22 protein-coding genes are annotated in these 22,148 nt (G+C 72.4%); 12 read left to right on the forward strand and 10 right to left on the reverse strand.

Annotated features, from left to right (window positions below):
- The first annotated feature begins 79 nt into the window (after positions 1–79).
- The 8 genes from rpmH (at position 80) to M0M48_RS24060 (ending at position 5,620) form a co-directional block, all read left to right on the forward strand.
- A complete protein-coding gene (gene rpmH / locus M0M48_RS24025) occupies positions 80–217 on the forward strand; it encodes a 50S ribosomal protein L34 (RefSeq protein WP_075018668.1) in 138 nt (45 codons plus the stop codon).
- A gap of 44 nt (positions 218–261) precedes the next feature.
- Entirely contained in the window at positions 262–648 is a 387-nt protein-coding gene (gene rnpA, locus M0M48_RS24030; protein WP_257753053.1) for a ribonuclease P protein component, read from the forward strand.
- A complete protein-coding gene (gene yidD, locus M0M48_RS24035; protein WP_257753054.1) occupies positions 645–971 on the forward strand; it encodes a membrane protein insertion efficiency factor YidD in 327 nt (108 codons plus the stop codon). Before rnpA ends, yidD begins: the two co-directional genes overlap by 4 nt.
- Positions 972–975: 4 nt before the next feature.
- Positions 976–2,058 carry a membrane protein insertase YidC gene (yidC, locus tag M0M48_RS24040; protein ID WP_215814224.1) on the forward strand — a complete coding sequence of 361 codons (1,083 nt, stop codon included), beginning with the start codon at positions 976–978 and terminating at the stop codon, positions 2,056–2,058.
- Positions 2,055–2,636 carry a Jag family protein gene (locus M0M48_RS24045; protein ID WP_445323389.1) on the forward strand — a complete coding sequence of 194 codons (582 nt, stop codon included), beginning with the start codon at positions 2,055–2,057 and terminating at the stop codon, positions 2,634–2,636. Before yidC ends, M0M48_RS24045 begins: the two co-directional genes overlap by 4 nt.
- 160 nt (positions 2,637–2,796) lie before the next feature.
- A complete protein-coding gene (gene rsmG, locus M0M48_RS24050; protein WP_257753055.1) occupies positions 2,797–3,465 on the forward strand; it encodes a 16S rRNA (guanine(527)-N(7))-methyltransferase RsmG in 669 nt (222 codons plus the stop codon).
- A gap of 161 nt (positions 3,466–3,626) precedes the next feature.
- The gene (locus M0M48_RS24055; protein ID WP_308220342.1) at positions 3,627–4,583 is read left to right on the forward strand and encodes a ParA family protein; all 957 of its coding nucleotides are present in this window, start codon (positions 3,627–3,629) and stop codon (positions 4,581–4,583) included.
- A complete protein-coding gene (locus M0M48_RS24060; RefSeq protein ID WP_257753056.1) occupies positions 4,580–5,620 on the forward strand; it encodes a ParB/RepB/Spo0J family partition protein in 1,041 nt (346 codons plus the stop codon). Before M0M48_RS24055 ends, M0M48_RS24060 begins: the two co-directional genes overlap by 4 nt.
- A gap of 163 nt (positions 5,621–5,783) precedes the next feature.
- On the opposite strand, the gene M0M48_RS24065 is transcribed toward M0M48_RS24060, so the two are convergent.
- Together M0M48_RS24065 and M0M48_RS24070 are read right to left on the reverse strand one after the other, a co-directional pair.
- Positions 5,784–6,560: a lysophospholipid acyltransferase family protein gene (locus M0M48_RS24065; RefSeq protein WP_257753057.1), complete on the reverse strand. Its 777-nt coding sequence runs from the start codon at positions 6,558–6,560 to the stop codon at positions 5,784–5,786.
- 40 nt (positions 6,561–6,600) lie between these two features.
- On the reverse strand, positions 6,601–7,824 hold the full coding sequence (locus tag M0M48_RS24070) for a pyridoxal phosphate-dependent aminotransferase (RefSeq protein WP_374586496.1): 1,224 nt from the start codon (positions 7,822–7,824) through the stop codon (positions 6,601–6,603).
- 55 nt (positions 7,825–7,879) lie between these two features.
- Between M0M48_RS24070 and M0M48_RS24075 the strand changes: the two genes are divergently transcribed.
- Complete coding sequence (locus M0M48_RS24075) at positions 7,880–8,539, forward strand: GNAT family N-acetyltransferase (RefSeq protein ID WP_257753059.1); 660 nt, start codon at positions 7,880–7,882, stop codon at positions 8,537–8,539.
- 30 nt (positions 8,540–8,569) lie between these two features.
- Here M0M48_RS24075 and trxA read toward each other — a convergent pair whose 3' ends face one another.
- The 7 genes from trxA to M0M48_RS24110 form a co-directional block, all read right to left on the reverse strand.
- Positions 8,570–8,902 carry a thioredoxin gene (gene trxA / locus M0M48_RS24080; protein WP_308220343.1) on the reverse strand — a complete coding sequence of 111 codons (333 nt, stop codon included), beginning with the start codon at positions 8,900–8,902 and terminating at the stop codon, positions 8,570–8,572.
- Between the two features lie 48 nt (positions 8,903–8,950).
- Entirely contained in the window at positions 8,951–9,940 is a 990-nt protein-coding gene (gene trxB / locus M0M48_RS24085; protein WP_257753060.1) for a thioredoxin-disulfide reductase, read from the reverse strand.
- 78 nt (positions 9,941–10,018) lie between these two features.
- Entirely contained in the window at positions 10,019–10,855 is an 837-nt protein-coding gene (locus tag M0M48_RS24090) for a hypothetical protein (protein WP_257753061.1), read from the reverse strand.
- Between the two features lie 42 nt (positions 10,856–10,897).
- Positions 10,898–11,581 carry an RNA polymerase sigma factor SigM gene (gene sigM / locus M0M48_RS24095; RefSeq protein WP_257753062.1) on the reverse strand — a complete coding sequence of 228 codons (684 nt, stop codon included), beginning with the start codon at positions 11,579–11,581 and terminating at the stop codon, positions 10,898–10,900.
- On the reverse strand, positions 11,571–13,487 hold the full coding sequence (locus M0M48_RS24100; protein WP_257753063.1) for a protein kinase family protein: 1,917 nt from the start codon (positions 13,485–13,487) through the stop codon (positions 11,571–11,573). The genes sigM and M0M48_RS24100 overlap by 11 nt, the downstream gene beginning before the upstream one ends.
- 45 nt (positions 13,488–13,532) lie before the next feature.
- On the reverse strand, positions 13,533–15,224 hold the full coding sequence (gene murJ, locus M0M48_RS24105; protein ID WP_257753064.1) for a murein biosynthesis integral membrane protein MurJ: 1,692 nt from the start codon (positions 15,222–15,224) through the stop codon (positions 13,533–13,535).
- Complete coding sequence (locus M0M48_RS24110; RefSeq protein ID WP_257753065.1) at positions 15,221–17,464, reverse strand: DUF6049 family protein; 2,244 nt, start codon at positions 17,462–17,464, stop codon at positions 15,221–15,223. Before M0M48_RS24110 ends, murJ begins: the two co-directional genes overlap by 4 nt.
- A 313-nt stretch (positions 17,465–17,777) precedes the next feature.
- Here M0M48_RS24110 and M0M48_RS24115 point away from each other — a divergent pair, with 313 nt between their 5' ends.
- Genes M0M48_RS24115 through M0M48_RS24125 form a run of 3 tightly spaced genes read left to right on the forward strand, consistent with a single transcriptional unit; the run spans position 17,778 to position 20,884 of the window.
- A complete protein-coding gene (locus M0M48_RS24115; protein ID WP_445323412.1) occupies positions 17,778–19,205 on the forward strand; it encodes a CCA tRNA nucleotidyltransferase in 1,428 nt (475 codons plus the stop codon).
- 54 nt (positions 19,206–19,259) lie between these two features.
- Positions 19,260–19,742: an SRPBCC family protein gene (locus tag M0M48_RS24120; protein WP_215814212.1), complete on the forward strand. Its 483-nt coding sequence runs from the start codon at positions 19,260–19,262 to the stop codon at positions 19,740–19,742.
- A 35-nt stretch (positions 19,743–19,777) separates the two neighbouring features.
- Positions 19,778–20,884: an endonuclease/exonuclease/phosphatase family protein gene (locus tag M0M48_RS24125; RefSeq protein WP_257753066.1), complete on the forward strand. Its 1,107-nt coding sequence runs from the start codon at positions 19,778–19,780 to the stop codon at positions 20,882–20,884.
- Between the two features lie 32 nt (positions 20,885–20,916).
- Here M0M48_RS24125 and M0M48_RS24130 read toward each other — a convergent pair whose 3' ends face one another.
- On the reverse strand, positions 20,917–22,125 hold the full coding sequence (locus tag M0M48_RS24130; RefSeq protein WP_215814210.1) for an acetamidase/formamidase family protein: 1,209 nt from the start codon (positions 22,123–22,125) through the stop codon (positions 20,917–20,919).
- Between the last annotated feature and the right edge of the window lie 23 nt (positions 22,126–22,148).

The following is a 22,148-nucleotide window of genomic DNA, read 5'->3' on the forward strand; positions in this document are numbered from 1 at the left end:
TGCTGAGCGGACTCCCGACCGGAGTGCGCTGGAGGCTGCCGGCAAGACCCTTCCCGTACATGCATTGAGAGGCCGATTCGTGAGCAAGCGGACGTACCAGCCCAACAACCGTCGCCGTCACAAGGTGCACGGTTTCCGACTGCGGATGCGCACCCGCGCCGGTCGCGCCATCCTGGCGAACCGTCGCCGGAAGGGCCGCTCGAGCCTGTCCGTCTGACGGACGGACCAGCGTGTCCGCCCAGCGGTTCCCGTGGGGCTGACGTGCTCGCTGCAGGCCACCGGCTGACCGACCCGGATCTCTTCCGGGCGGCCGGCCGTCGCGGCCGTCGTGCGGGATCGCGCACCCTCGTCGCCCACCTGCTGCTCCTCGAGGAGCAGCAGGCTTCCGGCATGTCCGGGGGCACGCAGGATCCGGCCGTCCAGGTCGGCTTCGTCGTCAGCAAGGCGGTCGGCGGTGCCGTGGTCCGCAACCGGGTCAAGCGCCGGCTGCGGCACGCGATGCGCGAGCGCGTCGCGGCCCTACCGCTGCGGTCGGTGCTCGTCGTCCGGGCGCAACCGCCGGCGGCCGAGGCGTCGTACCCGGAACTGCTGGCCGATCTCGACCGTTGTCTGGACCGCGTGAGCGCGGAGCAGCGGGAGGCTCGATGAAGTGGCTCTTGATCGGTCTGGTGCGCGGCTACCAGCTGGTGGTCAGCCCGTTCCTCGGACCGTCGTGCCGCTACTACCCCTCCTGCTCGGCGTACGCCGTCGAGGCGCTGCGCGTGCACGGCGCGATCAAGGGCACCTGGCTCGCGATCCGGCGGCTGCTCCGCTGCCACCCGTGGGCACCCGGCGGCGTCGACCACGTCCCGCCGCGCCGCTCCGCGGGCTCCTCCCCCGAGCTCGAGACCGAGCCCGACGCGCGCACTGAGCGCGCCTCCGACTTCCGCCCGGCGACCGTCGCCGGCGGCCACTCCCAGCAAGGAGCCTGATTCCGTGGGATTCATCGGCGACATCGGCCACTTCATCATGGTGCCGCTGTACTACATCATCTCGGCAGTGCTCATCGGCTGGCACGAGCTGCTCAGCCTGGTGCTGGACCCCAAGGGCGGTCTGTCCTGGGCCCTGTCGATCATCGGCCTGACGCTGGTGATCCGGGCGGCGCTCATCCCGCTGTTCGTGAAGCAGATCAAGTCCAGCCGCAACATGCAGCTGCTGCAGCCCAAGGTGAAGGAGCTGCAGAAGAAGTACGGCCACGACCGGCAGAAGCTGGCCGAGGAGACGATGAAGCTCTACCGCGAGGCGGGCACCAACCCGTTCGCGTCGTGTCTGCCGATCCTGCTGCAGATGCCCATCTTCTTCGCGCTCTTCCGGCTCCTCGACCAGGCCGCCAAGACCGGCAAGCCGCACGGCTTCCTCGACGCCGAGCGAGCGCGTGAGTTCGGCCAGTCCGACATCTTCGGCAAGATCCCGCTGGCCGACTCCTTCTGGGGCTCGCGCACCTGGGGCGACGACCCCAACAGCCTGGTCATGATCGTCGCGCTGATCCTGGTGCTGGCGATGACCGCGACCACGTTCACCACGCAGCGTCAGCTGATGGCCAAGAACATGCCCGCCGAGGCGATGAGCGGTCCCTACGCCCAGCAGCAGAAGATGCTGCTCTACATCCTCCCGGTGGCCTTCGGTCTCGGTGGTGTGGCGTTCCCGGTCGGTGTCCTCCTCTACTGGACCACCTCGAACCTGTGGACCATGTGCCAGCAGTTCTACGTCATCCGCAACAACCCGGCCCCCGGTACGCCGGCCTTCCAGGCCAAGGTCGACCGGGACAAGGCCAAGGCGGCCCGGCACGGCCACGCGACGACCGAGACCGCGGTCGAGGAGCGTCCCGAGGTCGAGGTGCGTCCCTCGACGCGCCAGCAGCCCAAGCGGCAGAGCCGCTCCCAGCGCAAGGGCGGTCCGCGGACCCCGGCGTCGGGTGCGGGCGCCGGCGGCACCCCGAACAACCCCGACGGTCAGGCGAGCAGCTCGCCGACCGAGGGGACCGACGAGACCACGAACGAGCAGGGAGACAGCAAGTGAGCGCCGAGACCGAGACCGAGACCGAGGTCGTGACCGAGGTCCTGGAGGCCCCTGAGGCCCCCGAGGACGCCGCTGTGGAGGCCGACGAGGCCGACGAGGCGGGCGAGGGTGACCACGTCTCCCGCCTGGAGCAGGAAGGCGATATCGCCGCCGACTACCTCGAGGAGCTCCTCGACATCGCCGACCTGGACGGCGACCTGGACATCGACGTCGAGGCGGACCGCGCGGCGGTCTCCATCGTCGGCGCCGAGCTGAGCCAGCTGGTCGGTCAGGACGGCAAGGTGCTCGAGGCGCTGCAGGAGCTCACCCGGCTCGCGGTCTACCGCGAGACCGGCGAGCGTTCGCGGCTCATGCTCGACATCTCCGGCTACCGCGCGGACAAGCGCTCGCGGCTGACCCAGCTGGGCAGCGAGACCGCGGCCGCCGTCGCGGCCTCGGGCGAGCCGGTGTCGCTCGACCCGATGTCGCCCTTCGAGCGCAAGATCGTGCACGACGCCGTGGCGGCCGCCGGTCTCCGCTCGGAGTCCGCCGGCGTCGAGCCGCGTCGGTATGTCGTCGTGCTGCCCGCGGACGCCTGAGCGTCCCGGTCCGTACGAGTCGACGTTTCACGTGAAACACGACGACACTGCACCCCCGGTGTCCCCCGGTCCTGAGGATGAGGACCGTGCGGGCCCGGGGGTGCTGCCTGCTCCCCCGGCGGTCCTGGCGGAGGTCTTCCCCGCCGACCGCCTCGCGCTCGTGCAGGAGTACGCCGAGCTGCTCGCGACCGACGGGGTCGTGCGCGGTCTGATCGGCCCCCGCGAGACGCCCCGGCTCTGGGAGCGCCACCTGATCAACTGCGGCCTGCTGGCCGCCGCCCTGCCCGCCGACGCGACGGTTGCCGACGTCGGGTCCGGAGCGGGCCTGCCCGGCCTGGTTCTCGCGATCGCGCGCCCCGACGTGCGCGTGACGCTGATCGAGCCCCTGCTGCGCCGGACCACCTTCTTGGAGGAGGTCGTGGACCGCCTCGACCTCACCAACGTGACCGTGATCCGCGGTCGCGCCGATGCCGTGCACGGCACGGCCACCTTCGACGTCGTCACCGCCCGCGCGGTCGCCGCTCTCGACAAGCTCGCCACCTGGTGCCTGCCGCTGGTCGCCGCGGAGGGGGCGCTGCTGGCGATGAAGGGCACGAGTGCCGAGGACGAGGTGGCCGCCGCGCAGCCGGTGCTGGACCGCCTGGGCTGTGCGCCGGCGGTCATCGAAGAACTGGGTGCGGAGCTCGCCGCCGATGGCGCGGTGGAGCCGATTCGCATCGTCCGTCTGTCGTGGGCCGATCCGGCCCGCGTATCGTTGCCGCTTCGTGGTCAGCGCGATCCTCGGGGTTCGCGGCGTGGTTCCACGAAGAAGAAGAGGAGGAAGTCGTGAGCGACTCATTGGGTCCCGGTCCTGGGTTTTCCACCGGTCCAGAGGGCAGTGTTGAGCGTGAGTCTCCACAGACCGGCGGTGGTTATCCACAGGTCGGGTCGGCGACGGTGACGGCGTCCGAGGGCGACGTTTCACGTGAAACGGACGCCACCCCTCCCCCGGTGGCCGCTGCTTCGGCGGCGCCCCTGACGGCCGCTCAGCTCGCCGAGCGCGCGGCCAACGAAGACAACGACCTGACCCCGCTCGCGCGGGCCGCCCAGGCGACGGTGATGGTCCGGGCGGGGATCCCGCAGGAGCAGCTCAGCCGTCCCGGCGAGACCCGGGTGTTCGTCGTCGCGAACCAGAAGGGTGGCGTCGGCAAGACCACCTCGACGGTCAACCTCGCGGCCGCGCTCACCCAGCTCGGCCAGCGCGTCCTGGTCATCGACCTGGACCCGCAGGGCAATGCCTCCACCGCGCTCAACATCGAGCACCGCCAGGGCACGCCGTCGTCGTACGAGCTGCTGGTCGACGGCGTCGCGATCGCCGACCTGGTCCAGCCCTGCCCCGACGCCACCGGCCTCTGGGTGGTCCCGGCGACCATCGACCTGGCCGGCGCCGAGATCGAGCTGGTCAGCGTCGTCGCCCGCGAGCAGCGGCTGAAGAAGGCGCTCGACGCCCACCCCCGCATCGGTACGGCGGACGCGGTCGGCGAGGAGCGCTTCGACTACGTCTTCATCGACTGCCCGCCCTCGCTCGGCCTGCTCACCCTCAACGCCCTCGTCGCGGGCGCGGAGATGCTCATCCCGATCCAGGCGGAGTACTACGCGCTCGAGGGCCTCGGTCAGCTGCTCTCCACCGTCGACATGGTGCGGGCTCACCTGAACCCCGACCTGGCCGTGTCCACCATCGTGCTCACCATGTACGACGCCCGCACCCGGCTCGCGTCCGGCGTGGCCAGCGAGGTGCGCGAGCACTTCGGCGACCAGGTGCTCAAGACCGCCATCCCGCGCTCGGTGCGGGTCTCCGAGGCGCCGTCGTACGGTCAGACCGTGATGACCTACGACCCGGGCTCCCCGGGCGCCCTCAGCTACCTCGAAGCGGCCCGCGAGATCGTCGTCCGCGGGAGCCTCTCGTGAACGCCGGGGCCCCCCGCCGCGGTCTCGGCCGGGGTCTGGGCTCGCTGATCCCGACCGGTCCCCCGGCACCCGCTCCGGCCGGGACGAACGGCGCCGGTGTCAACTCCGACGCTCAGCATGCGGACCTCTCCGCAGGAGCGCCTCCCAGCCCTCCCGCGGACCTGGGGCCCACCGGCACCGCGAACGGCGCTCAGATCGAAGATTCGGGTCTGCGGGCCGTCGACGGGGCCTACTTCGCCGAACTGCCTGTCGACGAGATCCGGCCCAATGCGGTGAACCCGCGGACCGTCTTCGACGAGGAGGCGATGGCCGAGCTGGTCCACTCGATCAAGGAGATCGGGCTCCTCCAGCCGGTCGTGGTCCGCAAGACGGGCCCGGCGTCGTACGAGCTGGTGATGGGTGAGCGCCGGTGGCGCGCGACCCAGGAGGCCGGCCTCGCCACGATCCCCGCGATCGTCCGCGAGACCGACGACACCGACATGCTGCGCGACGCGCTGCTCGAGAACCTGCACCGCAGCAACCTCAACCCGCTCGAGGAGGCCGCGGCCTACCAGCAGCTGCTCGAGGACTTCGCCTGCACCCACGACGTGCTTGCCCAGCGGATCGGTCGCTCGCGGCCCCAGATCAGCAACACCCTGCGGCTGCTCAAGCTCTCCCCCGCGGTCCAGCGCCGGGTCGCCGCGGGCGTCCTGTCCGCGGGCCACGCCCGGGCCCTCCTGGGGGTCGGGGACGCCGAGCAGCAGGACCGGCTCGCGCAGCGCGTCGTCGCCGAGGGCATCTCGGTGCGCGGCCTCGAGGAGATCGTCGCGGTCGGCGAGGGCGGCGGCGAGGCGCCCGTGCGGACCAAGCGGGCCCGGCCCAAGGCCCCCGGCCTGGGCGAGCTCTCCGAGCGGCTGGGCGACCGGCTGGAGACCCGGGTCAAGATCGACCTGGGCAAGGCCAAGGGCCGGATCTCCATCGAGTTCGCCAACACCGGCGACCTCCAGCGCATCGTCGACCTGATCGACCCGCGCAACCGGGCCGACCGCCCGATCTGAGCGAGGCCCGTCCTCTCCGGAGAGACAGCAGCGCCCCGGTACGCACGTCGTACCGGGGCGCTCCGCTTTTGTCGACAAAGCGACTTGTCTCCTTGTCGCTAGGGCGACAGATCGACCGTGCGTGGTTTCCCGTGAAACAACGCGGGTGAGACGTGCGGGCGGATCAGCCCTGCTTCTTCTCGGCGGCCTTGGCGGCACGCTTGGCGGCGCGGGCGCGCAGCTCCTCGCGGTCGAGCCGGTCAGCCTCCTCAGGCGTGGGGGCGCCACCGCCGAAGCGGGCGGGGGTCCACCAGGAGCCGGGCTGCTTCTCGTCCTCGGGGTACTCCGCGATGACCTGGTCGAGCATCTCCTGCATCGCGGTGCGCAGGGTCGCGGTGTCGGCGGCGATGTCGCCGGTCGGGGTGATCGGCTCGCCGACCTTGACCACGATCGTCTTGGGCGAGCGCGAGAAGTCGCGGGGGTGGTCCTTGGTCATCAGCCGGTGCGCGCCCCAGACGATGACCGGGATGAGCGGTACGCCGGCGTCGGTCGCGATCCGCGCAGCCCCCGACTTGAGCTCCTTGATCTCGAAGGAGCGCGAGATGGTCGCCTCGGGGTAGATGCCCACGACCTCGCCGGCCTCGAGGTAGGCCAGCGCGTCCTTCATCGACTGCACGCCGGAGCCGCGGTCGACGCGGATGTGGTGGAACGAGCGCAGCAGGTGGCCGACACCCGGCGCGTCCATCATCTCCTTCTTGATCATGAACCGGACCAGGCGCTTGCGCGGCTCGGCGCCGGCACCGGCGTAGATGAAGTCCACGTAGCCGGTGTGGTTGATCGCGAGCAGCGCGCCGCCCTTGCGCGGCACCGACTCCGAGCCGGTCACCACGACCCGCTGGCGCATCAGCTTGAAGAGCACCTTGGCGGTGACGATGACGGGCGGGTAGGTGATGTCGAGCATCGATGGGCCTCTCGGACGGGAAGTCGGTGGGCCCAGTGTGTCAGCGCCGCGTAGCGAGGAAGTCGGCGATCCGGCCGATGGCCTCTTCGAGGACGTCGACGTCGGGCAGCGTCACGAGACGGAAGTGATCGGTGTGGAACCAGTTGAACCCTGTGCCGTGGGTGACCAGGATCTTCTTGGCGCGCAGCAGCTCGATGACGAAGCTCTCGTCGTCGTCGATGGGGTAGATCTCGGGGTCCAGCCGCGGGAAGCAATAGAGCGCACCGCGTGGCCGCACCGACGAGACGCCGGGGATCTCGTTGAGGAGCCGGTCGGCGAGCATCGCCTGCTCGTAGAAGCGCCCGCCGGGCACGATGAGCTCGTTGATCGACTGGTAGCCGCCGAGCGCCGTCTGGATGGCGTGCTGCGCGGGGACGTTGGCGCACATGCGCATGTTGGAGAGCGTGGTCAGGCCCTCGAGGAAGTCCTCGGCGAGCTCCTGGGGCCCCGAGACCATCACCCAGCCGGCCCGGTAGCCGCAGACCCGGTAGGCCTTGGACAGGCCGCTGAAGGTGAGGCAGAGGACGTCGTTGCCGGCCGCGGCCGCCGCGTGGTGGTGCACCGCGTCGTCGAAGAGGATCTTCTCGTAGATCTCGTCGGAGAAGACGACGAGGTCGTGGCGCCGGGCGATGTCGACCAGCGCGGCCACCATCTCCTTGCTGTAGACGGCACCCGTGGGGTTGTTGGGGTTGATGATGACGATGCCGTGGGTGTTCTCGGTGATCTTGGACTCGATGTCCTCGAGGTCCGGCATCCAGCCGTTCTCCTCGTCGCACCGGTAGTGCACGGGCGTCCCGCCGGACAGCGAGACGGCGCCGGTCCACAGCGGGTAGTCGGGCGCGGGCACCAGGATCTCGTTGCCGTCGTCGAGGAAGGCCTGGAGCACCATCGAGATCATCTCGGAGACGCCGTTGCCGATGAAGACGTCCTCGACGGCGACGTCCTTGAGCCCGCGCGACTGGTAGTACTGCGCCACGGCGGTGCGCGCGGAGTAGATGCCGCGCGAGTCGGAGTAGCCCTGGGCGTCGGGCAGGTTGTGCACCATGTCGGCGACGATCGCCTCGGGTGCCTCGAAGCCGAAGGGTGCGGGATTGCCGATGTTGAGCTTGAGGATCTTGTGACCCTCTGCCTCCAGGCGCTGGGCCTCGACGAGGATCGGTCCCCGGACGTCGTAGCGGACGTTGCGGAGCTTCTTGCTCTGGCGGATCTTGCGCACGAAGCCCATCCTCTCAGGTCGGCGCCACCTGTTTTGTCCCGTCTTCGCGGACGTAGCATCAGGTGTGGCTCGGACCACGGTCCCCCTGACGCTCGATCTCCTCGACGCGCTCGACGCGCCGTGCCGCACCTGCCTGTTCTGGGAGCGCGCTCCGGTGCACCGCGACCAGCTCGACCGCGAGGCCCGGGCCGGCGAGAAGGAGGCGTGGGTCTCCGAGGTGCTGCGCGAGTGGGGCTCGTGCGGCCGCGTGGTGCTGGTGGAGGGCCGGCCGGTCGGCTACCTGACGTACGCCCCGGCTGCCTTCGTGCCGGGGGTCGCGGCGTTCCCGACCGCGCCGGTGTCGAGCGACGCCGTGCTGCTGACCACGGCCTGGATCCACCCCGAGCACACCGGCGGCGGGCTGGGCCGGCTGCTGGTGCAGGGCATGGCGCGCGACCTGGTCGGGCGCGAGGGCCTGCGCGCGGTCGAGGCGTTCGCGCGGACCGGCCGCTCCCGCACCGGTACGACGACCGAGTGCGTCGTCCCCGCCGCCTTCCTGGCCCGCGTGGGCTTCAAGACCCACCGCGCGCACCCGGTCACCCCGCGGATGCGGATGGAGCTGCGCTCGCTCGTCACCTGGCGCGGCGAGGTGGAGGCCGCGTGGGAGCGCCTCGTCGGCGTCGTACGACGGCCGCAGCGCAAGCCCACGCCCGCCTCCCGGGAAGCACGCAACCCCCGGCCCTGACGGACCGGGGGCTGCGCAGGAGAGCGAGGCTCAGGCGTTGATGAACTCGTCGAGCTCCTTGAGGATCGCGGCCTTGGGGCGGGCGCCGACGATGGTCTTGACGACCTCGCCGCCCCGGTAGACGTTGATCGTCGGGATGCCGGTGACCCGGTAGGACGCCGGGGTGACCGGGTTCTCGTCGACGTTGAGCTTGTAGAAGCTGATCTTGTCGCCGTGGGCGCCGGCGATCTCGTCGAGGATCGGGGCGACCTGGCGGCACGGGCCGCACCACTCGGCCCAGAAGTCCACGAGGACGGGCTTGTCGGACTTGAGGACCTGCGCGTCGAACTCGGCGTCGGTCACGGCGGAGATGTTGTCGGCCACTGGGGGCACCCCTTCGGATCTGGTGAACGTGAAGTCTGGTGGTAGAACCTACGCGTCGGCCGGGACATTCCCCGCCGTCGCGGCGACGTGGGCCACCTCGGCGAGGTAGCGCTCCGCGTCGAGGGCGGCCGAGCAGCCGGTACCGGCGGCCGTGATGGCCTGGCGGTAGGTGTGGTCGACGAGGTCGCCGGCCGCGAAGACGCCGGGGATGTTGGTCGCCGTCGAGCCCGGCTGGACCAGCACGTAGCCGTTGTCGTCGAGGTCGACCTGGCCCACGAGCAGCTCGGAGCGCGGGATGTGGCCGATGGCCACGAAGAGTCCGGTGGCGGGCAGCTCGGTCTTCTCGCCGGTGACGGTGTCGCGCAGCGTCAGCGAGGCGAGGGAGTCCTCGCCGTTGATGGTGTCGACGACCGAGTTCCACACGATCTCGAGCTTGGGGTCGGCGAAGGCGCGCTCCTGCATGATCTTGGAGGCGCGCAGCTCGTCGCGGCGCACGATCAGCGAGACCTTGGAGCCGAAGCGGGTCAGGAAGGTGGCCTCCTCGACGGCGGAGTCGCCGCCGCCGACCACGGCGATGTGCTGCTCGCGGAAGAAGAAGCCGTCGCAGGTCGCGCAGTAGGAGACACCGCGGCCCGAGAGGCGCTCCTCGTTGGGCAGGTCGAGCTTGCGGTAGCCCGAGCCGGTCGCCAGGATCACGGCGCGGGCGGTGTAGGTGTCGGTGGCGGTCTTGACCACCTTGATGTCGCCGGTCAGGTCGACCTCGACGATGTCGTCGGCGATCAGCTCGGCGCCGAAGCGCTCGGCCTGGGCCCGCATCTCGTCCATCAGGGCCGGGCCCTGGATGCCGTCGCGGAAGCCGGGGAAGTTCTCGACCTCGGTGGTGTTCATCAGCGCACCGCCGGCGGTCACCGAGCCCTCGAAGACGAGGGGGTTCAGCTGCGCCCGCGCGGCGTAGATCGCGGCGGTGTAGCCGGAGGGGCCGGACCCGACGACGATGACGTTGCGGGTCTCGGAGGTGGTCACAGCGGACTCGGACATGGGACTCCCAGGCAGAGGAAAGACGGCTCTTGAGCAAACCCGATGGTAGGCGCCGGCATTCCCGCGCTCCAGCGGGGCTCAGTCCGTGGTGGCCAGCGTCGTGGAGCGCAGGACGTCGCCGGTGCCGCAGGAGAGCACGTCGGCCTCCTGGGTCGAGCCCATCGGCTCGCGGAAGGCGACCACCGCGGGCTTGTCGTCGTACAGGACGCCGACGAGGTAGCCCTGCCCGTAGGACGCCTCGGCGCAGCGGAAGTCCGCGGGCGCGGTGAGCGTGGCGCCGGTGTAGTCGGCGGTCGCGGCGTGGGGCAGCGTGGTCCGCTGGAGGGCCATCAGGTCCTCCTGGAGCCGGTCGATCCGGACCACGCGCAGGGGCTCGTCGGTGGCGACCCGGCGTGGCGCCGGGGTGGCGCTCCGCTCGAGGCTGCCGCCGCCGGACTCGTTGTACTGGGAGGTCAGCTCGCCGGCGTCGGGCGTGGGGCTCGCGGCCTTCGCGGCCTCGTCGCCGGTGGCGTGGGGAGTGTCGTCGTCGGACCGGGCGGGGTCGCGCTCGGAGAGCTGGTCGGCGGTCGCTGCCGAGTCGCCGCCGGCGCCGTCGTCGTTGGCGATGCCGACACCCACCGCGACGACCGCGACGGCCGCGGCGGCGCCGAGCACGATCCGGGCCCGGGTACGGCGCCGGCGCGCGGCCGGGTCGAGCGGGACGACCGCGGGCGCCTCGGGGTGGTTCTCGGGTACTCCCCCGGGCGGCAGCGCGCTCCCGGTGCGCTCGGCGGAGAGTCCGGCGATCACCGTGTCGAGCCGGTCGACGACCTCGTGCGGCATCGGCGCGGGGCCACCGGCCTCGGCCAGCGCGCGCCGGACCGCGGCCTCCTGAGCGGGGCTCAGCGGCGGGTCGTGCTCGGGGGTGTCGTTCATGGGGACTTCGTTCCTGGTGGGTACCGGTGGGGCCGGTGCGGGTCAGTCGACGGCGGCGGTGCCGGCGGGTGGTCCGCGTGGGGTCATCGGTCCGACGTCCGGGGTGCCGGGAGGGTTCCCGGGCGCCCGGGTGGGCGTGGTCACGTCCTCGTCGCCGAGGATCCCCGCGAGCAGGACGGCGAGCCGGGCCCGGCCCCGCGAGCAGCGGCTCTTGACCGTGCCCTCGGCGCACTCGAGGATCTGGGCCACCTCGGCGACCGAGTAGCCCTCCATGTCGACCAGGACGACGGCCGCGCGCTGGCCGGCCGGCAGCGTGGCGAGCGCGTCGAGCACCTGGCGGCGGCGCTCGGCGGCCAGACCCTGCTGGGCCGGGTCGAGCTCGGTACCGACGGTCGCGCGCGGTGCCCGGTCGGGCTCGTCGAGGTCATCGGGCAGCGGCTCGGCGCGGCGTACCTTCTCGGCCCGGAGGCGGTCGAGGCAGGCGTTGACCACGATCCGGTGCAGCCAGGTGGTGACGGCGGCCTCGCCGCGGAAGGAGTCCGCCCGGCGGAAGGCGGCGACGACGCCCTCCTGGAGTCCGTCGGCGGCCACCTCGGGGTGACCGCAGGTACGCAGGGCGACCGCCCAGAGCCGGTCGCGGTGCCGGGCGAAGAGCAGGCCGAAGGCATCGGGATCGCCCGCGACGTGGGCGGAGAGGAGGTCGGCGTCCGACAGCTCACTCGCCACGGACCACCACCTCAGCTATCTCTGCCCGGAAGCCCCCGTCGACCGCGGGCAACGCCGTCCACCAGAGCACAAGGTAGCGGCCCCGGGTCGGGATGGTCCCCGGGGTCAGGGTGAGCCGGCCCGATCCTGTGGTGGTCGCCACGGGCTCGCCGGTGGGCGCCTGGACCGGCGCCTGGTCGTAGGCGTAGAGCGAGACGGTGGCCTCACCCGGTGCGGCGCGGACCTCGACGGAGCGCAGGTCGCGGACCTTGCCGAGGTCGAGCAGCAGCCCGACGCCGGACTTGAGGGCCGGCAGCTTCGGGCCCAGCTGGTCGACGTAGGTGGCCGTGCGCCAGGTGGTCGCGGGGTCGCCGTCGATGGTGTTGCCGACGGTGTCGGGGTTCTCCTCGCCGCCGTCGGTGCCGAGCGGGTCGAAGTCGCGGACCTTGATCCCGGACAGGACGGCGCCCGGCGTGGTCGTAGCGCTCGTCGTCTCGCGCGGGGTGCTCTCGGCGTCGGGGTCGCCGCCGAGCGCGGTACGGCCGCGGCCGAGGTTGAACGCGATCGCGACGGCCACCAGGAGCAGCACGGCCAGGCCGACCGCCATCGCGAGCCGGAGCCAGGTCCGGCCGGGGACGCGGGCGTCCTCGGCGGTGTCATCGTCGTTGCCGGTGCCGCCGGCCTCGCCGCCGCCACCGGTCTCCCACGGCCAGTAGTCGGTGGCGCCGGGGGGCACGGGGGCCTCGGAGGGGACGGGCGCGATCCGCGGCCGGCGTACGCCGCCGGGCGGGTCGGGGGCGAACAGGGGACGCTCCGGCGGCTCCTCGAACGGGGGCGGCGGGGGCGGGGGCGTGCTGCGGGTGCGCAGCCAGGAGACGTCGTCGTCGTCGAAGACGGGCATGCCGGCCTCGGTCGGCAGCTCGGTGACCAGCGGGATGGGCGGGCCGTCGTCCACGTCGGCGATGGGGGGCTCGACCGGGCCGCGCTCCGGGGCGGGCTCGGGCTCCGGTTCGTCGTCGGCCGGGACGACGGGGAGGTCGTCGCGCGAGGAGTCATGGGGCAGCGGGTCGGCGACCGCGGGCAGCCAGACCGGCCGCAGCTCGTTGATCGCGGGCACGGCGCGGGCCAGGGCCTCGGGCATCCCGGTGGGGTCGCCGACGAAGGCGAGCAGCTCGGCCGCGATCGCCTCGGCCGAGCTCACGTCGGGGTGCTCGGCGCCGAGCAGCCGGCGGCCGTGGATGCTGCGGCAGTCGAACTCGCGCCAGAGCAGGTCGAGCGGCTTGGGTACGCCGGCCACCACCTGGCGCGGGCTGAGGAAGACGCCGCTCTCGCGGGGCGCGGCCGGCACGATCGAGCCGGAGGGTCCTGGCCAGGTACCGGTCAGCGCGCAGTAGAGCAGCCCACCGAGGTCCTCGAGGTCGCTGCGGACGTCGCCGGGCGAGAGCCCGTGGAGCGCGGCGTCGACGCACATGCCGATGATCCGCACCGAGCCGTAGCGGTCGATGAGGACGTTCTCGGGGTTGAGCCGGCCGTGGGTGACCCCGGCGGCGTGGGCCTTGGCCAGCGCCCCGGCGACGTCGGCGACGAGCCAGGCCGCGCGGCGCGGGTCGAGCGGGCCGGCGTGGGTGACCAGGATGTCGAGGGAGATGCCGGTCCCCCACTCGTTGACCACGAAGCAGCGGCCCTGCTCCTCCTCGGCGTCGAGGACGCGGAGGATGCGCGCGTCGAGCACCCGTGCGGAGATCCGGGCCGCCTCGACGAGGCCGCCGGCGCGGTCGTCGTCCTCGGCGATGACGTGGAGCGCGACGAACCGCTCGAGGACGTTGTCGTGGGCACGCCAGAAGCGCCCGCCGCCGCTCTCACTCAGCAGGTCGATCAACCGGTAGCGGCCGGCGAGGACATCCCCCGACCGCGTCGACGTCGCCACTCGATCCCCCTCGTGATCGCTCCTCGTGAGAGGACACTAGTCACCCTAGCCCCGCCGCAGCCGCCCCAGGACCGTGCCGGCCACGGACGTCACCTCGTCGAGGTGCAGCAGCCGGGCGGCGGCCAGGAGCGTGCCGCCGCCGCCGATGCTGACCACGGCCACCTCGAGGGCCGCGAACGCCCAGTGCGGATCGCTCCCGACGAGCTCGACGACGGTGTCGGTGATGACGATGTCGAAGAAGCGGGCGACGAACCAGACCAGCACGGCGACGCCGAGCAGGCGGCCGACGTACCCGAGCCAGGACCGGACGTGGGACGGCGCTCCGCCGCGGCGCAGGCGCCGGACGAGCACGACCGTGGAGACCGCGGCACCGACGGTGTAGGCGCCGCCGTAGGCGAGGACGAGCACGGGCGCGGTGTCCCACGGGTCGACCCGCGCGACGAAGAGCAGCGCGAGCGTGATGTTGGTCGCCGCGACGGCGCACTGCACGAAGAAGACGAGCCGGTTGAGCTCGAGGGCGTAGAACCCGCGCAGCACGAGGTAGTGGACCGTGAAGGCGACGACGGCGAAGCCGAAGAGCACCATCGGCGCCTCGAAGCGGTAGTACGTCGACGCGCTCGCGCCGTGGCCCCACACGACCTGGGCCAGGGGCAGCGCGATCGAGGGCAGCAGCGCCGCGAACGGGACGACGACCGCCAGCGCCGTGCGCAGCGTGCTGCCCAGCGTGGTGGCGAGCCGCCCCATGTCGCCGACGGCGGCCGCGGCCGAGAGCCGCGGCAGGATCGCGGTCGCCAGCGAGACCGTGATCACCGAGTGCGGGACCATCACGAGCAGCATCACGTTGGAGTAGACGGTGATACCGGTGCCGTCCTCGGCGCCCGCGCTGCCGCCCGAGGCCAGCCGGACGACCACGACGTAGGCGAGCTGGTTGGCGACGACGAAGAGCACCGTCCACACGCCCAGGTGCAGCGTGTGGCCCAGGCCGACGCCGCGGAAGTCGAAGCGCGGCCGGTAGCGCACGCCCGCGGCCCGCAGGTAGGGGACCAGGATGAGCAGCTGGGCGGCGATGCCGACGGTCGAGCCGATGCCGAGCAGCAGCTCCTGGTCGGTGCTGAACGCGCCGCGCTGCTGGGCGGCCGTGGCGGGGCCGTAGATCCACAGGTAGGCGCCGATGACCGCCACCGAGATGACGTTGTTGGCGATCGGCGCCCACATCATCGGGCCGAACCGGTTGCGGGCGTTGAGCACCTGGCCGACCAGGACGAACATGCCGTAGAAGAACACCTGCGGCAGGCAGTAGCGCGCGAAGTCGATCGCCGACTGGCGCTGCGCGGCGAGCTCGGGCTCGTTGTAGTCGCTGTTGAGCATCAACCCCATCACCAGCGGCGCGGCGATGACGAGGACCACCGTGATCACGGCGAGGAACAGCCCGGCGAGGGTGATCACCCGGTTGACGTACGCCGCTCCCCCGTCGGGGTCGTTCTTCATCGAGCGCACCAGCTGGGGCACGAGCACGGCGTTGAAGACGCCGCCGGCCAGCAGGATGTAGAGCATGTTGGGCACGGTGTTGGCCACCGTGAAGATGTCCGCGTGCAGGCCGACGCCGAGGGCGGCGGCGAGCAGGGTGAGCCGGACGAAGCCGCTCAGGCGCGAGACGACCGTGCCGGCCGCCATCACGGCGGTGTTGGCGAGGATCTTGCGCTGCTCGCCGGCGTCGGCGGTGCTCTCGCCGCTCATCCGGCGGACTCGGGTTCGGGCACGGACTCCGAGGTGGGCTCGGCGTCCGGCTCGCCGCGGCGGCGGAAGCGGCGGACCAGGCGGATGCCGATGGCGAGGAACAGGATGCCCGCGCCGGTGCCCATGATCACCCAGATGACCACGCCGACCTGGCCGGAGCGGATCGGGAGCTCGTCCTCGGTGCCGATCGGGTTGCCATCGGCGTCGGTGAGCCGGAGCCGGACGTTGTGGACGCCCGGGCCCTTCATGTCCGCGCTGATCGGGATGGAGGCGCGGCTGTTGGCCGGCAGCACGATCGGGTTGGCCGCCTTGATGGTGGCCTTGCGGTCGGTGCTCGCCTCGATCCGCACGGTGACGGGCTGGTCGAGGGTGTTGCGCACGGCGATGTTGAAGCTGCCGGAGGTGCTCGACAGGGTGACCCCCTGCGGGGCGTCGAGGCTGACCCCGCCGAGCCGCTCGTCGACCCACGCGCGGGAGCGGGCCAGGCGCGGTCCGGCGTCGGCGTCGTCGCGCACGTCGTACGACGTCCCGGCGAGCGCCTCGCCGACCAGGGTGTCGCCGATCGAGAAGTCCTTGCCGAGGATGCTCTGGAGCGTCCGCGCGGAGCGGATCAGCGCGCCGGCCTCGGCGAACACCGTCGGGGGGACCTCGGCCTCGCGCTGGCCGTCGGGGTAGGAGAGGTCGTCGGGGTCGACCTGCCGGTCGCGCGCCGTACCGGCGTCGATGCCGCCGGAGGTGACCAGGCTGGGGAGGTCGACCAGGCGCAGCCACGAGATGCCCTCGAGGCCGGTCCAGAAGGCGCGGGCGCCGGCGGCGTCGATGGTGTCGGGGATGACGACGGTCAGCGGCTCGGGGCGCTCGTCCCCGCGCGCGGCGAGGATCCGGACGACGGCCTCGCTGAGCAGGCGCTGGCGCAGCGCGACGGGCGCCTGGGCCGGGTCCGGGCCGGGACCGCCGCGGGCGACGCCCGAGCTGGTCACCACGACCGGCCGGTTGCCGACCAGGCCGCCCACGGGCGCCTGGGGGGAGAAGGTCTCCTCGGGGAACATCTGGTCGCCGAGCAGCAGCACCGCGCCGTCGTCGACCCGGCGGATCGCGGTGGCGTCGAGGTAGCCGTTGGGCGAGCCCACCACGGGGGTCCCCTCGACCTCCCACGCGGCGAGCGTGGTCGAGCTGTGCTCGCGGGCGGTCGCGTAGAGGTCGGGCAGGGTGGTCGCCGCGCCGGAGAGGTCCGGGTCGCCGTAGGGCAGCAGGGCGACGCTGCCGCCGCTGAGCGCCGCCCGGGCCTGGCGCAGCCAGCTCTCGGCCGCGCCGACCACGGGGCTGTCGGGGTCGAGCGTCGCGCTGCCCACGTCGGCCGCGTCGTCGCCGCCCTCACCGGCGTCGCCGGAGGGGGACTCGCCGGACGAGGGGTCCTCGCTGCTCGACGGCTCGTCGTCGGGCTTGACCGGGGCGATCTCGCGGGTCGGGTTGCCCTGGGCGAGCTGGGTGACGGCGTCGGGCAGAGCCGGGTCGAGCAGCCAGGTGACGGGAGCGCTGCCGCGGGCGCCCCCGAAGCTCAGCGGCCCGCCGAGCGTGCCGGCCGTGGAGAGCGCCTGCTCCCAGGCGACGGTGCGCCCGAGCTCGCCGTCGGCGGCGTGCGCGATCCGGGCGCGCAGGGGGACGACGACCGCGGCGTCGACGCTCGCGTCGGTCGAGGCCGGCAGGTAGGGCAGGAAGGTGCGGGCCCGGCCGTCGGCGTTCTGGTCGTCGCCGGCCGAGGGGCTCGCCCCGAGGGCGTGGACGCCGAACCAGTAGACCCCGGCCTGGGGCGAGGGCACGGCCTCGCGCAGCGCCGCCTGCGGGATCGTGAAGGAGTAGGACACCGTCTCGCCCGGTCCCAGGTCCTGCGGGACGTCGTAACGGGCGGTGCTGCTCTGGGTGTAGCGCTCGCCGACGAACGTCTCGGGATCGGTCTTGGTGGCCGCGGACAGCTCGGCCTCGGTCGTCATCGGCGGCGCGCAGGTCGAGCAGACGCCGAACATCGGGTAGAGCCGGACGTGGGTCCAGGTCTCCAGGTCGACGTTGGTCACCGTGCCGCGCACCGTGATCGGGCCCTTGGCGGGCAGCACCCCGGGGGTCAGGTCGTCGATGGTGACCTCGAGCGGGGCGTCGTACGCCTTGTTGCCGGGGGTGGCCGACGCGCTCGGGGCGGGGGCCGCGGTGAGGCCTGCCGTGGCGAGCAGGAGCAGGGTCGCCACACCTCGGAGCAGGCGTGAGGAAGGGCGGACCACGAACCCGAGGGTAGTGGGGGCACCTGTGGGCCTCCGCCAAGGGCGTGTCTCCCCGGTCCGCGTCTGCTGCGCGGCGTCGGCGACTCGATCTGGCCGCGTTGTCGGGCACTCGACGGGCCTCCGGCCCGCCTTCGGCCCTCCGCCTTGCCAGATCGGCCGCCAACACCGCTCGCGACGGCGCGGACCGGGGAGGCACGCCCTAGACTCTCCGCCCGTGACCGACGCCCCGACTGACCCCCCGCTGCTCGCCGCCTCGGGCGCGCCCCTGCGGCTGGTCGACGTGCAGGCCGCGGTCGGCGCCGAGCTCGACCGGATCGCGCCCGTCATCGACGAGCTGGGCGCGCGGTTCGCCGCGGCGGGCCACGAGCTGGCCCTGGTCGGCGGACCCGTGCGCGACGCGATGCTCGGCCGCCGCTCCAACGACCTCGACTTCACCACGTCGGCGCGTCCCGAGGAGACCGACAAGATCCTCCGGTCCTGGGGCGACGCCTGGTGGGACATGGGCCGCGACTTCGGCACCATCGGCTGCCGCAAGGACGACTGGATCGTCGAGGTGACGACCTACCGCTCCGAGGCCTACGACCCCGACAGCCGCAAGCCCCAGGTCCAGTACGGCGACACGCTGGCCGGCGACCTCGGCCGGCGCGACTTCACGGTCAACGCGATGGCCGTGCGCCTGCCCGGGCGCGAGATCGAGGACCCCTTCGGTGGCGTGATGGACCTGGCGCACCGGGTGCTGCGCACGCCGGGCACCCCCGAGCAGTCCTTCTCCGACGACCCGCTGCGGATGATGCGGGCCGCGCGGTTCGCCGCCCAGCTCGGTTTCACGGTCGACCCCGACGTCGTCCGGGCGATGACCGAGATGGCCGAGCGGATCGAGATCATCTCGGCCGAGCGGGTCCGCGACGAGTTGGTCAAGCTCATCTGCGCCCCCCAGCCCCGGCTCGGCCTGGCCCTCCTCGTCGAGACCGGGCTCGCCGAGCGGGTGCTGCCCGAGCTGCCCGCGCTCAAGCTCGAGCGCGACGAGCACCACCGCCACAAGGACGTCTACGAGCACACCCTCACCGTCCTCGAGCAGGCCATCGACCTCGAGCCGCGCCTGGCCGCGCGGTCCGGGCTGCCCGAGGGTCCCGACTTCGTCTCGCGCTTCGCCGCGCTCATGCACGACGTCGGCAAGCCGCGCACCCGCCGCTTCCAGGACGACGGCGCGGTCACCTTCCACCACCACGACGTGGTCGGCGCCAAGCTCACCCGCAAGCGGATGAAGGCGCTGCGCTTCTCCAACGACCAGATCCAGGCCGTCGGCGACCTGGTCGAGCTGCACCTGCGCTTCCACGGCTACGGCTCGGGCGAGTGGACCGACTCCGCGGTGCGCCGCTACGTCCGCGACGCCGGCGACCAGCTCGAGCGCCTGCACGTGCTCACCCGCGCCGACTGCACCACCCGCAACCAGCGCAAGGCCGACCGGCTCCGTCGTACCTATGACGACCTGGAGGCCCGGATCGACCGGCTGGCCGCCGAGGAGGAGCTCGCCGCGCTGCGCCCCGACCTCGACGGCAACCAGATCATGGAGATCCTCGGCATCGGCCCGGGCCGCGAGGTGGGCCAGGCCTACCAGTTCCTGCTCGACCTGCGTCTCGACCACGGGCCGATGGCGCCCGAGGACGCCGCGACCGCCCTCCGGGAGTGGTGGGCCGCCCGCTCCTGACGTGTGGCGCGGCTCACATACCGCCGGTCTGCTACTTGCGGGTAGCGTCCGGACATGGCCGACACGTACGAGAAGCTGATCGAGGACTCGATCGAGATCGCCGCTCCCACCGACAAGGTGTGGACCCTGGTCACCGACATCCCCGCGATGTCCAAGTGGAGCCCGCAGGTCGTGAAGTCGTCCGTCAAGGGCGGCGTCGTCAAGCTCGGCGCGACCTTCAGCAACCTCAACAAGCAGGGCATCAAGCGCTGGCCGACCGGTGGCAAGGTGGTTCGCTTCCAGCCGCCGACCGCGAGCACGCCCGGTGACTTCGCGTTCCGGATCAAGGAGAACCGCACCGTGTGGTCCTTCGAGCTCGAGCCCACCGCCGACGGCGGCACCCGGCTCACCGAGCGCCGCGAGACCCCCGACGGCGTCTCCGGTCTCTCGATGGTGCTCACCAAGATCGTGCTCGGCGGCCAGGAGGGCTTCACCGACGAGCTGCGCCGCGGCATCCGCCAGACGCTCGAGCGGATCAAGGTCGAGGCGGAGGCCTGATCCGGCGGTGACCGCCGGCCCGGTTGAATAGCCCCGTGAACGACGAGGGGCCGCCGAAGCCGGAGCCGGAGCCGGACGACGACGCGCCCGCGCCCCAGCCCGAGCCCGAGCCCGCCGCCGAGCCGGACCCGCCCAAGCCGGACCCGCCCAAGGCCGTCACCGCCCCCGGCGCGAGCCCGGCGGTGCAGGTGGCGACCGTCGCGGCGGCGATCGTGGTGCTGCTCGTGGTCGGCATCGTGTTCGTCGTCCAGGGCGCCAAGGACCCGGCGAAGCCGCCGGCCGCAGCCGGCAGCGACCAGACCACGGTCCCCGCTCCCCCGACGTCGGGCTACGAGCCGACTCGGGGCGAGCCGCTGCCGCCGCTGCCCAGCATCCCCGCCTCGTTGTGCCCGTCGGCGCCGCTGAAGCGGCCGCTGACGGTGCTGTCGTTCAACATCCATCACGGCGCGACGCCCGACGAGCGGCTCGACCTGGGCGCGATCGGCCGGGAGATCACCTCCTGGAAGCCGGACGTCGTCCTGCTCCAGGAGGTCGACGACGGCCGTTCGCGCACCGGCGGCATCCGCCAGGCCGAGGCGCTCGGCAAGGCCACCGGGCTCAACTGGGTCTACGGCGGCAACCAGGGCGGGGGCGGCTCGAGCGCGATCGGCAACGCGATCCTGTCCCGGTTCCCGGTGACGACCTGGCGCAACACCCACCTGCCGGTCGCCGGGGGCCGCGAGCTGCGCGGCCTGCTGCACGCCGCGATCAACGTCGACGGGACGATGATCAGCGTCTACTCCACGCACTTCGACCACGGTGCCGGCACCGCCCGGATGGCCCAGGCCCGGGCCAGCGCCCAGATCATGGCGGCTGACCCGAACCCCAAGATCTTCGGCGGCGACCTCAACGCCGGCCCCGGTACGGCGCCCCTGCAGGTGCTGCGCGCGGCCGGCCTCGGCGACGTCTGGGCGGTCGGCGAGGGCGCGGGCAACACGGTCCCGGCGCGCAGCCCGCGCAACCGGATCGACTACGTCCTGCACGACGGCTGGTTCACGCCGCTGCAGTCGGCGGTGCTGCGCTCGGCGATCTCCGACCACCGCGCGGTGTGGACCCGGGTCGAGTTCCGCAAGGAGCTCGGCTGCTTCAAGATCGGCGAGTAGCCCGACCCGGGTCCATGTCCGCCCGCCGTCGGCTACTTCGGCTGCGGGAGGATGTCCTGGTCGAAGATGTCGAGCGGGATCTTCAGCACCACCGCGGCGTTCGGGATGTCCACGACCCCGCCCACGTGCATCTCGCACGGCGCCACCGAGATGATCGTGTACGCCTGCTCGGGGCTGTAGCCGAACTTCCCGAGGTACTCGATCGCCTGCTCCACCACCTGGGTGACCGCCATCGTGGTGTCGAGGTAGCGCTGCTCCTTGCCGCCGGCGGAGAGGCCGGTGAAGGACAGGTAGCGGGTGCCGAACTGCGGGTCGACCGGTGAGGGCCGGAACATCGGCGTCCGTACGCCGTAGCGCGCCATGCCGTCCTTGATCACGCCGAAGCGGTACCAGCCGACGCCGTCCATCTCGATGGCGTTCCAGGTGATCTCGCCGTCGCCCTCGGCGAAGTGGAAGTCACCGCTGGAGAACAGCGCCCCGTCGACGAAGACCGGGAAGTAGACCCGGGACCCGCGGGAGAGGTTCTTGATGTCCATGTTGCCGCCGTTCTCGCGCGGCGGGATGGTGCGCGCGGCGGTCTCGGCGACCCGGGCCCACTCGTCTCCCTCCAGGTCGCGCAGCACGGCGGTGTCGCGGGCGTCGGCGCGCGGCGCGGCGAGGCCGTCGGCGATGAACGGGTCCTCGCGCTCGTTCCAGGTGCGCAGCAGGTCGTGCGACGGGGCGACGCCGATGATCCCGGGGTGGCTGATCGCGGGGATCTCGACGCCGGGGATCTGCCGGCTGGTGGCGAACAGCCCGTGCAGGTCCCAGACCGTCTTGTAGCCGTCGGGGAAGTCCGCCGCGAGCGGGCCGCCCATGCCGGGCAGGATGTTGGAGTAGCCGATGCCCGAGAGCGGCTGGACGTCGAGGATGTCGACGACCAGCAGGTCGCCGGCCTTGACCCCGTCGACCTTGACCGGGCCGGTCAGCGGGTGGGTCCGGGTCAGGTCGAAGGAGTGGATGTCCTGGTCGTCGTCCACGTCGCGGAGCTGGTAGTCGTCGTAGCCGCCGCTCTCGAGGATGAGCTCGTCGCCGAGGCCGACCTCGATGAGCGGCGGGATGTCGGGGTGCCAGCGGTTGTGGCCCAGGTGCTTCTGCTCGGCCAGCGGGACGCCCACCTCGCAGCGGAAGCGCGGGACGCCGAGGTCGCGGTCGGGGAAGCGGGAGACGCCGGACCGGGTGAAGTCGGTGCTGTCGGACATGGTGGGAAGACTCCGTTCGTCGG

The sequence above is a fragment of the Pimelobacter simplex genome (assembly GCF_024662235.1).
In the GTDB taxonomy this organism is placed as follows: Bacteria; Actinomycetota; Actinomycetes; order Propionibacteriales; family Nocardioidaceae; genus Nocardioides.

Bases quoted from the DNA above. Each gene is read 5' to 3' on its own strand.
- yidD (WP_257753054.1), top strand. From the start codon at position 645: ATGAAGTGGCTCTTGATCGGTCTGGTGCGCGGCTACCAGCTGGTGGTC.
- M0M48_RS24065 (WP_257753057.1), bottom strand. From the start codon at position 6,560: ATGCTCGACATCACCTACCCGCCCGTCATCGTCACCGCCAAGGTGCTC.
- M0M48_RS24070 (WP_374586496.1), bottom strand. From the start codon at position 7,824: ATGGGCTTCGTGCGCAAGATCCGCCAGAGCAAGAAGCTCCGCAACGTC.
- trxB (WP_257753060.1), bottom strand. From the start codon at position 9,940: ATGTCCGAGTCCGCTGTGACCACCTCCGAGACCCGCAACGTCATCGTC.
- M0M48_RS24090 (WP_257753061.1), bottom strand. From the start codon at position 10,855: ATGAACGACACCCCCGAGCACGACCCGCCGCTGAGCCCCGCTCAGGAG.
- murJ (WP_257753064.1), bottom strand. From the start codon at position 15,224: ATGAGCGGCGAGAGCACCGCCGACGCCGGCGAGCAGCGCAAGATCCTC.
- M0M48_RS24120 (WP_215814212.1), top strand. From the start codon at position 19,260: ATGGCCGACACGTACGAGAAGCTGATCGAGGACTCGATCGAGATCGCC.
- M0M48_RS24130 (WP_215814210.1), bottom strand. From the start codon at position 22,125: ATGTCCGACAGCACCGACTTCACCCGGTCCGGCGTCTCCCGCTTCCCC.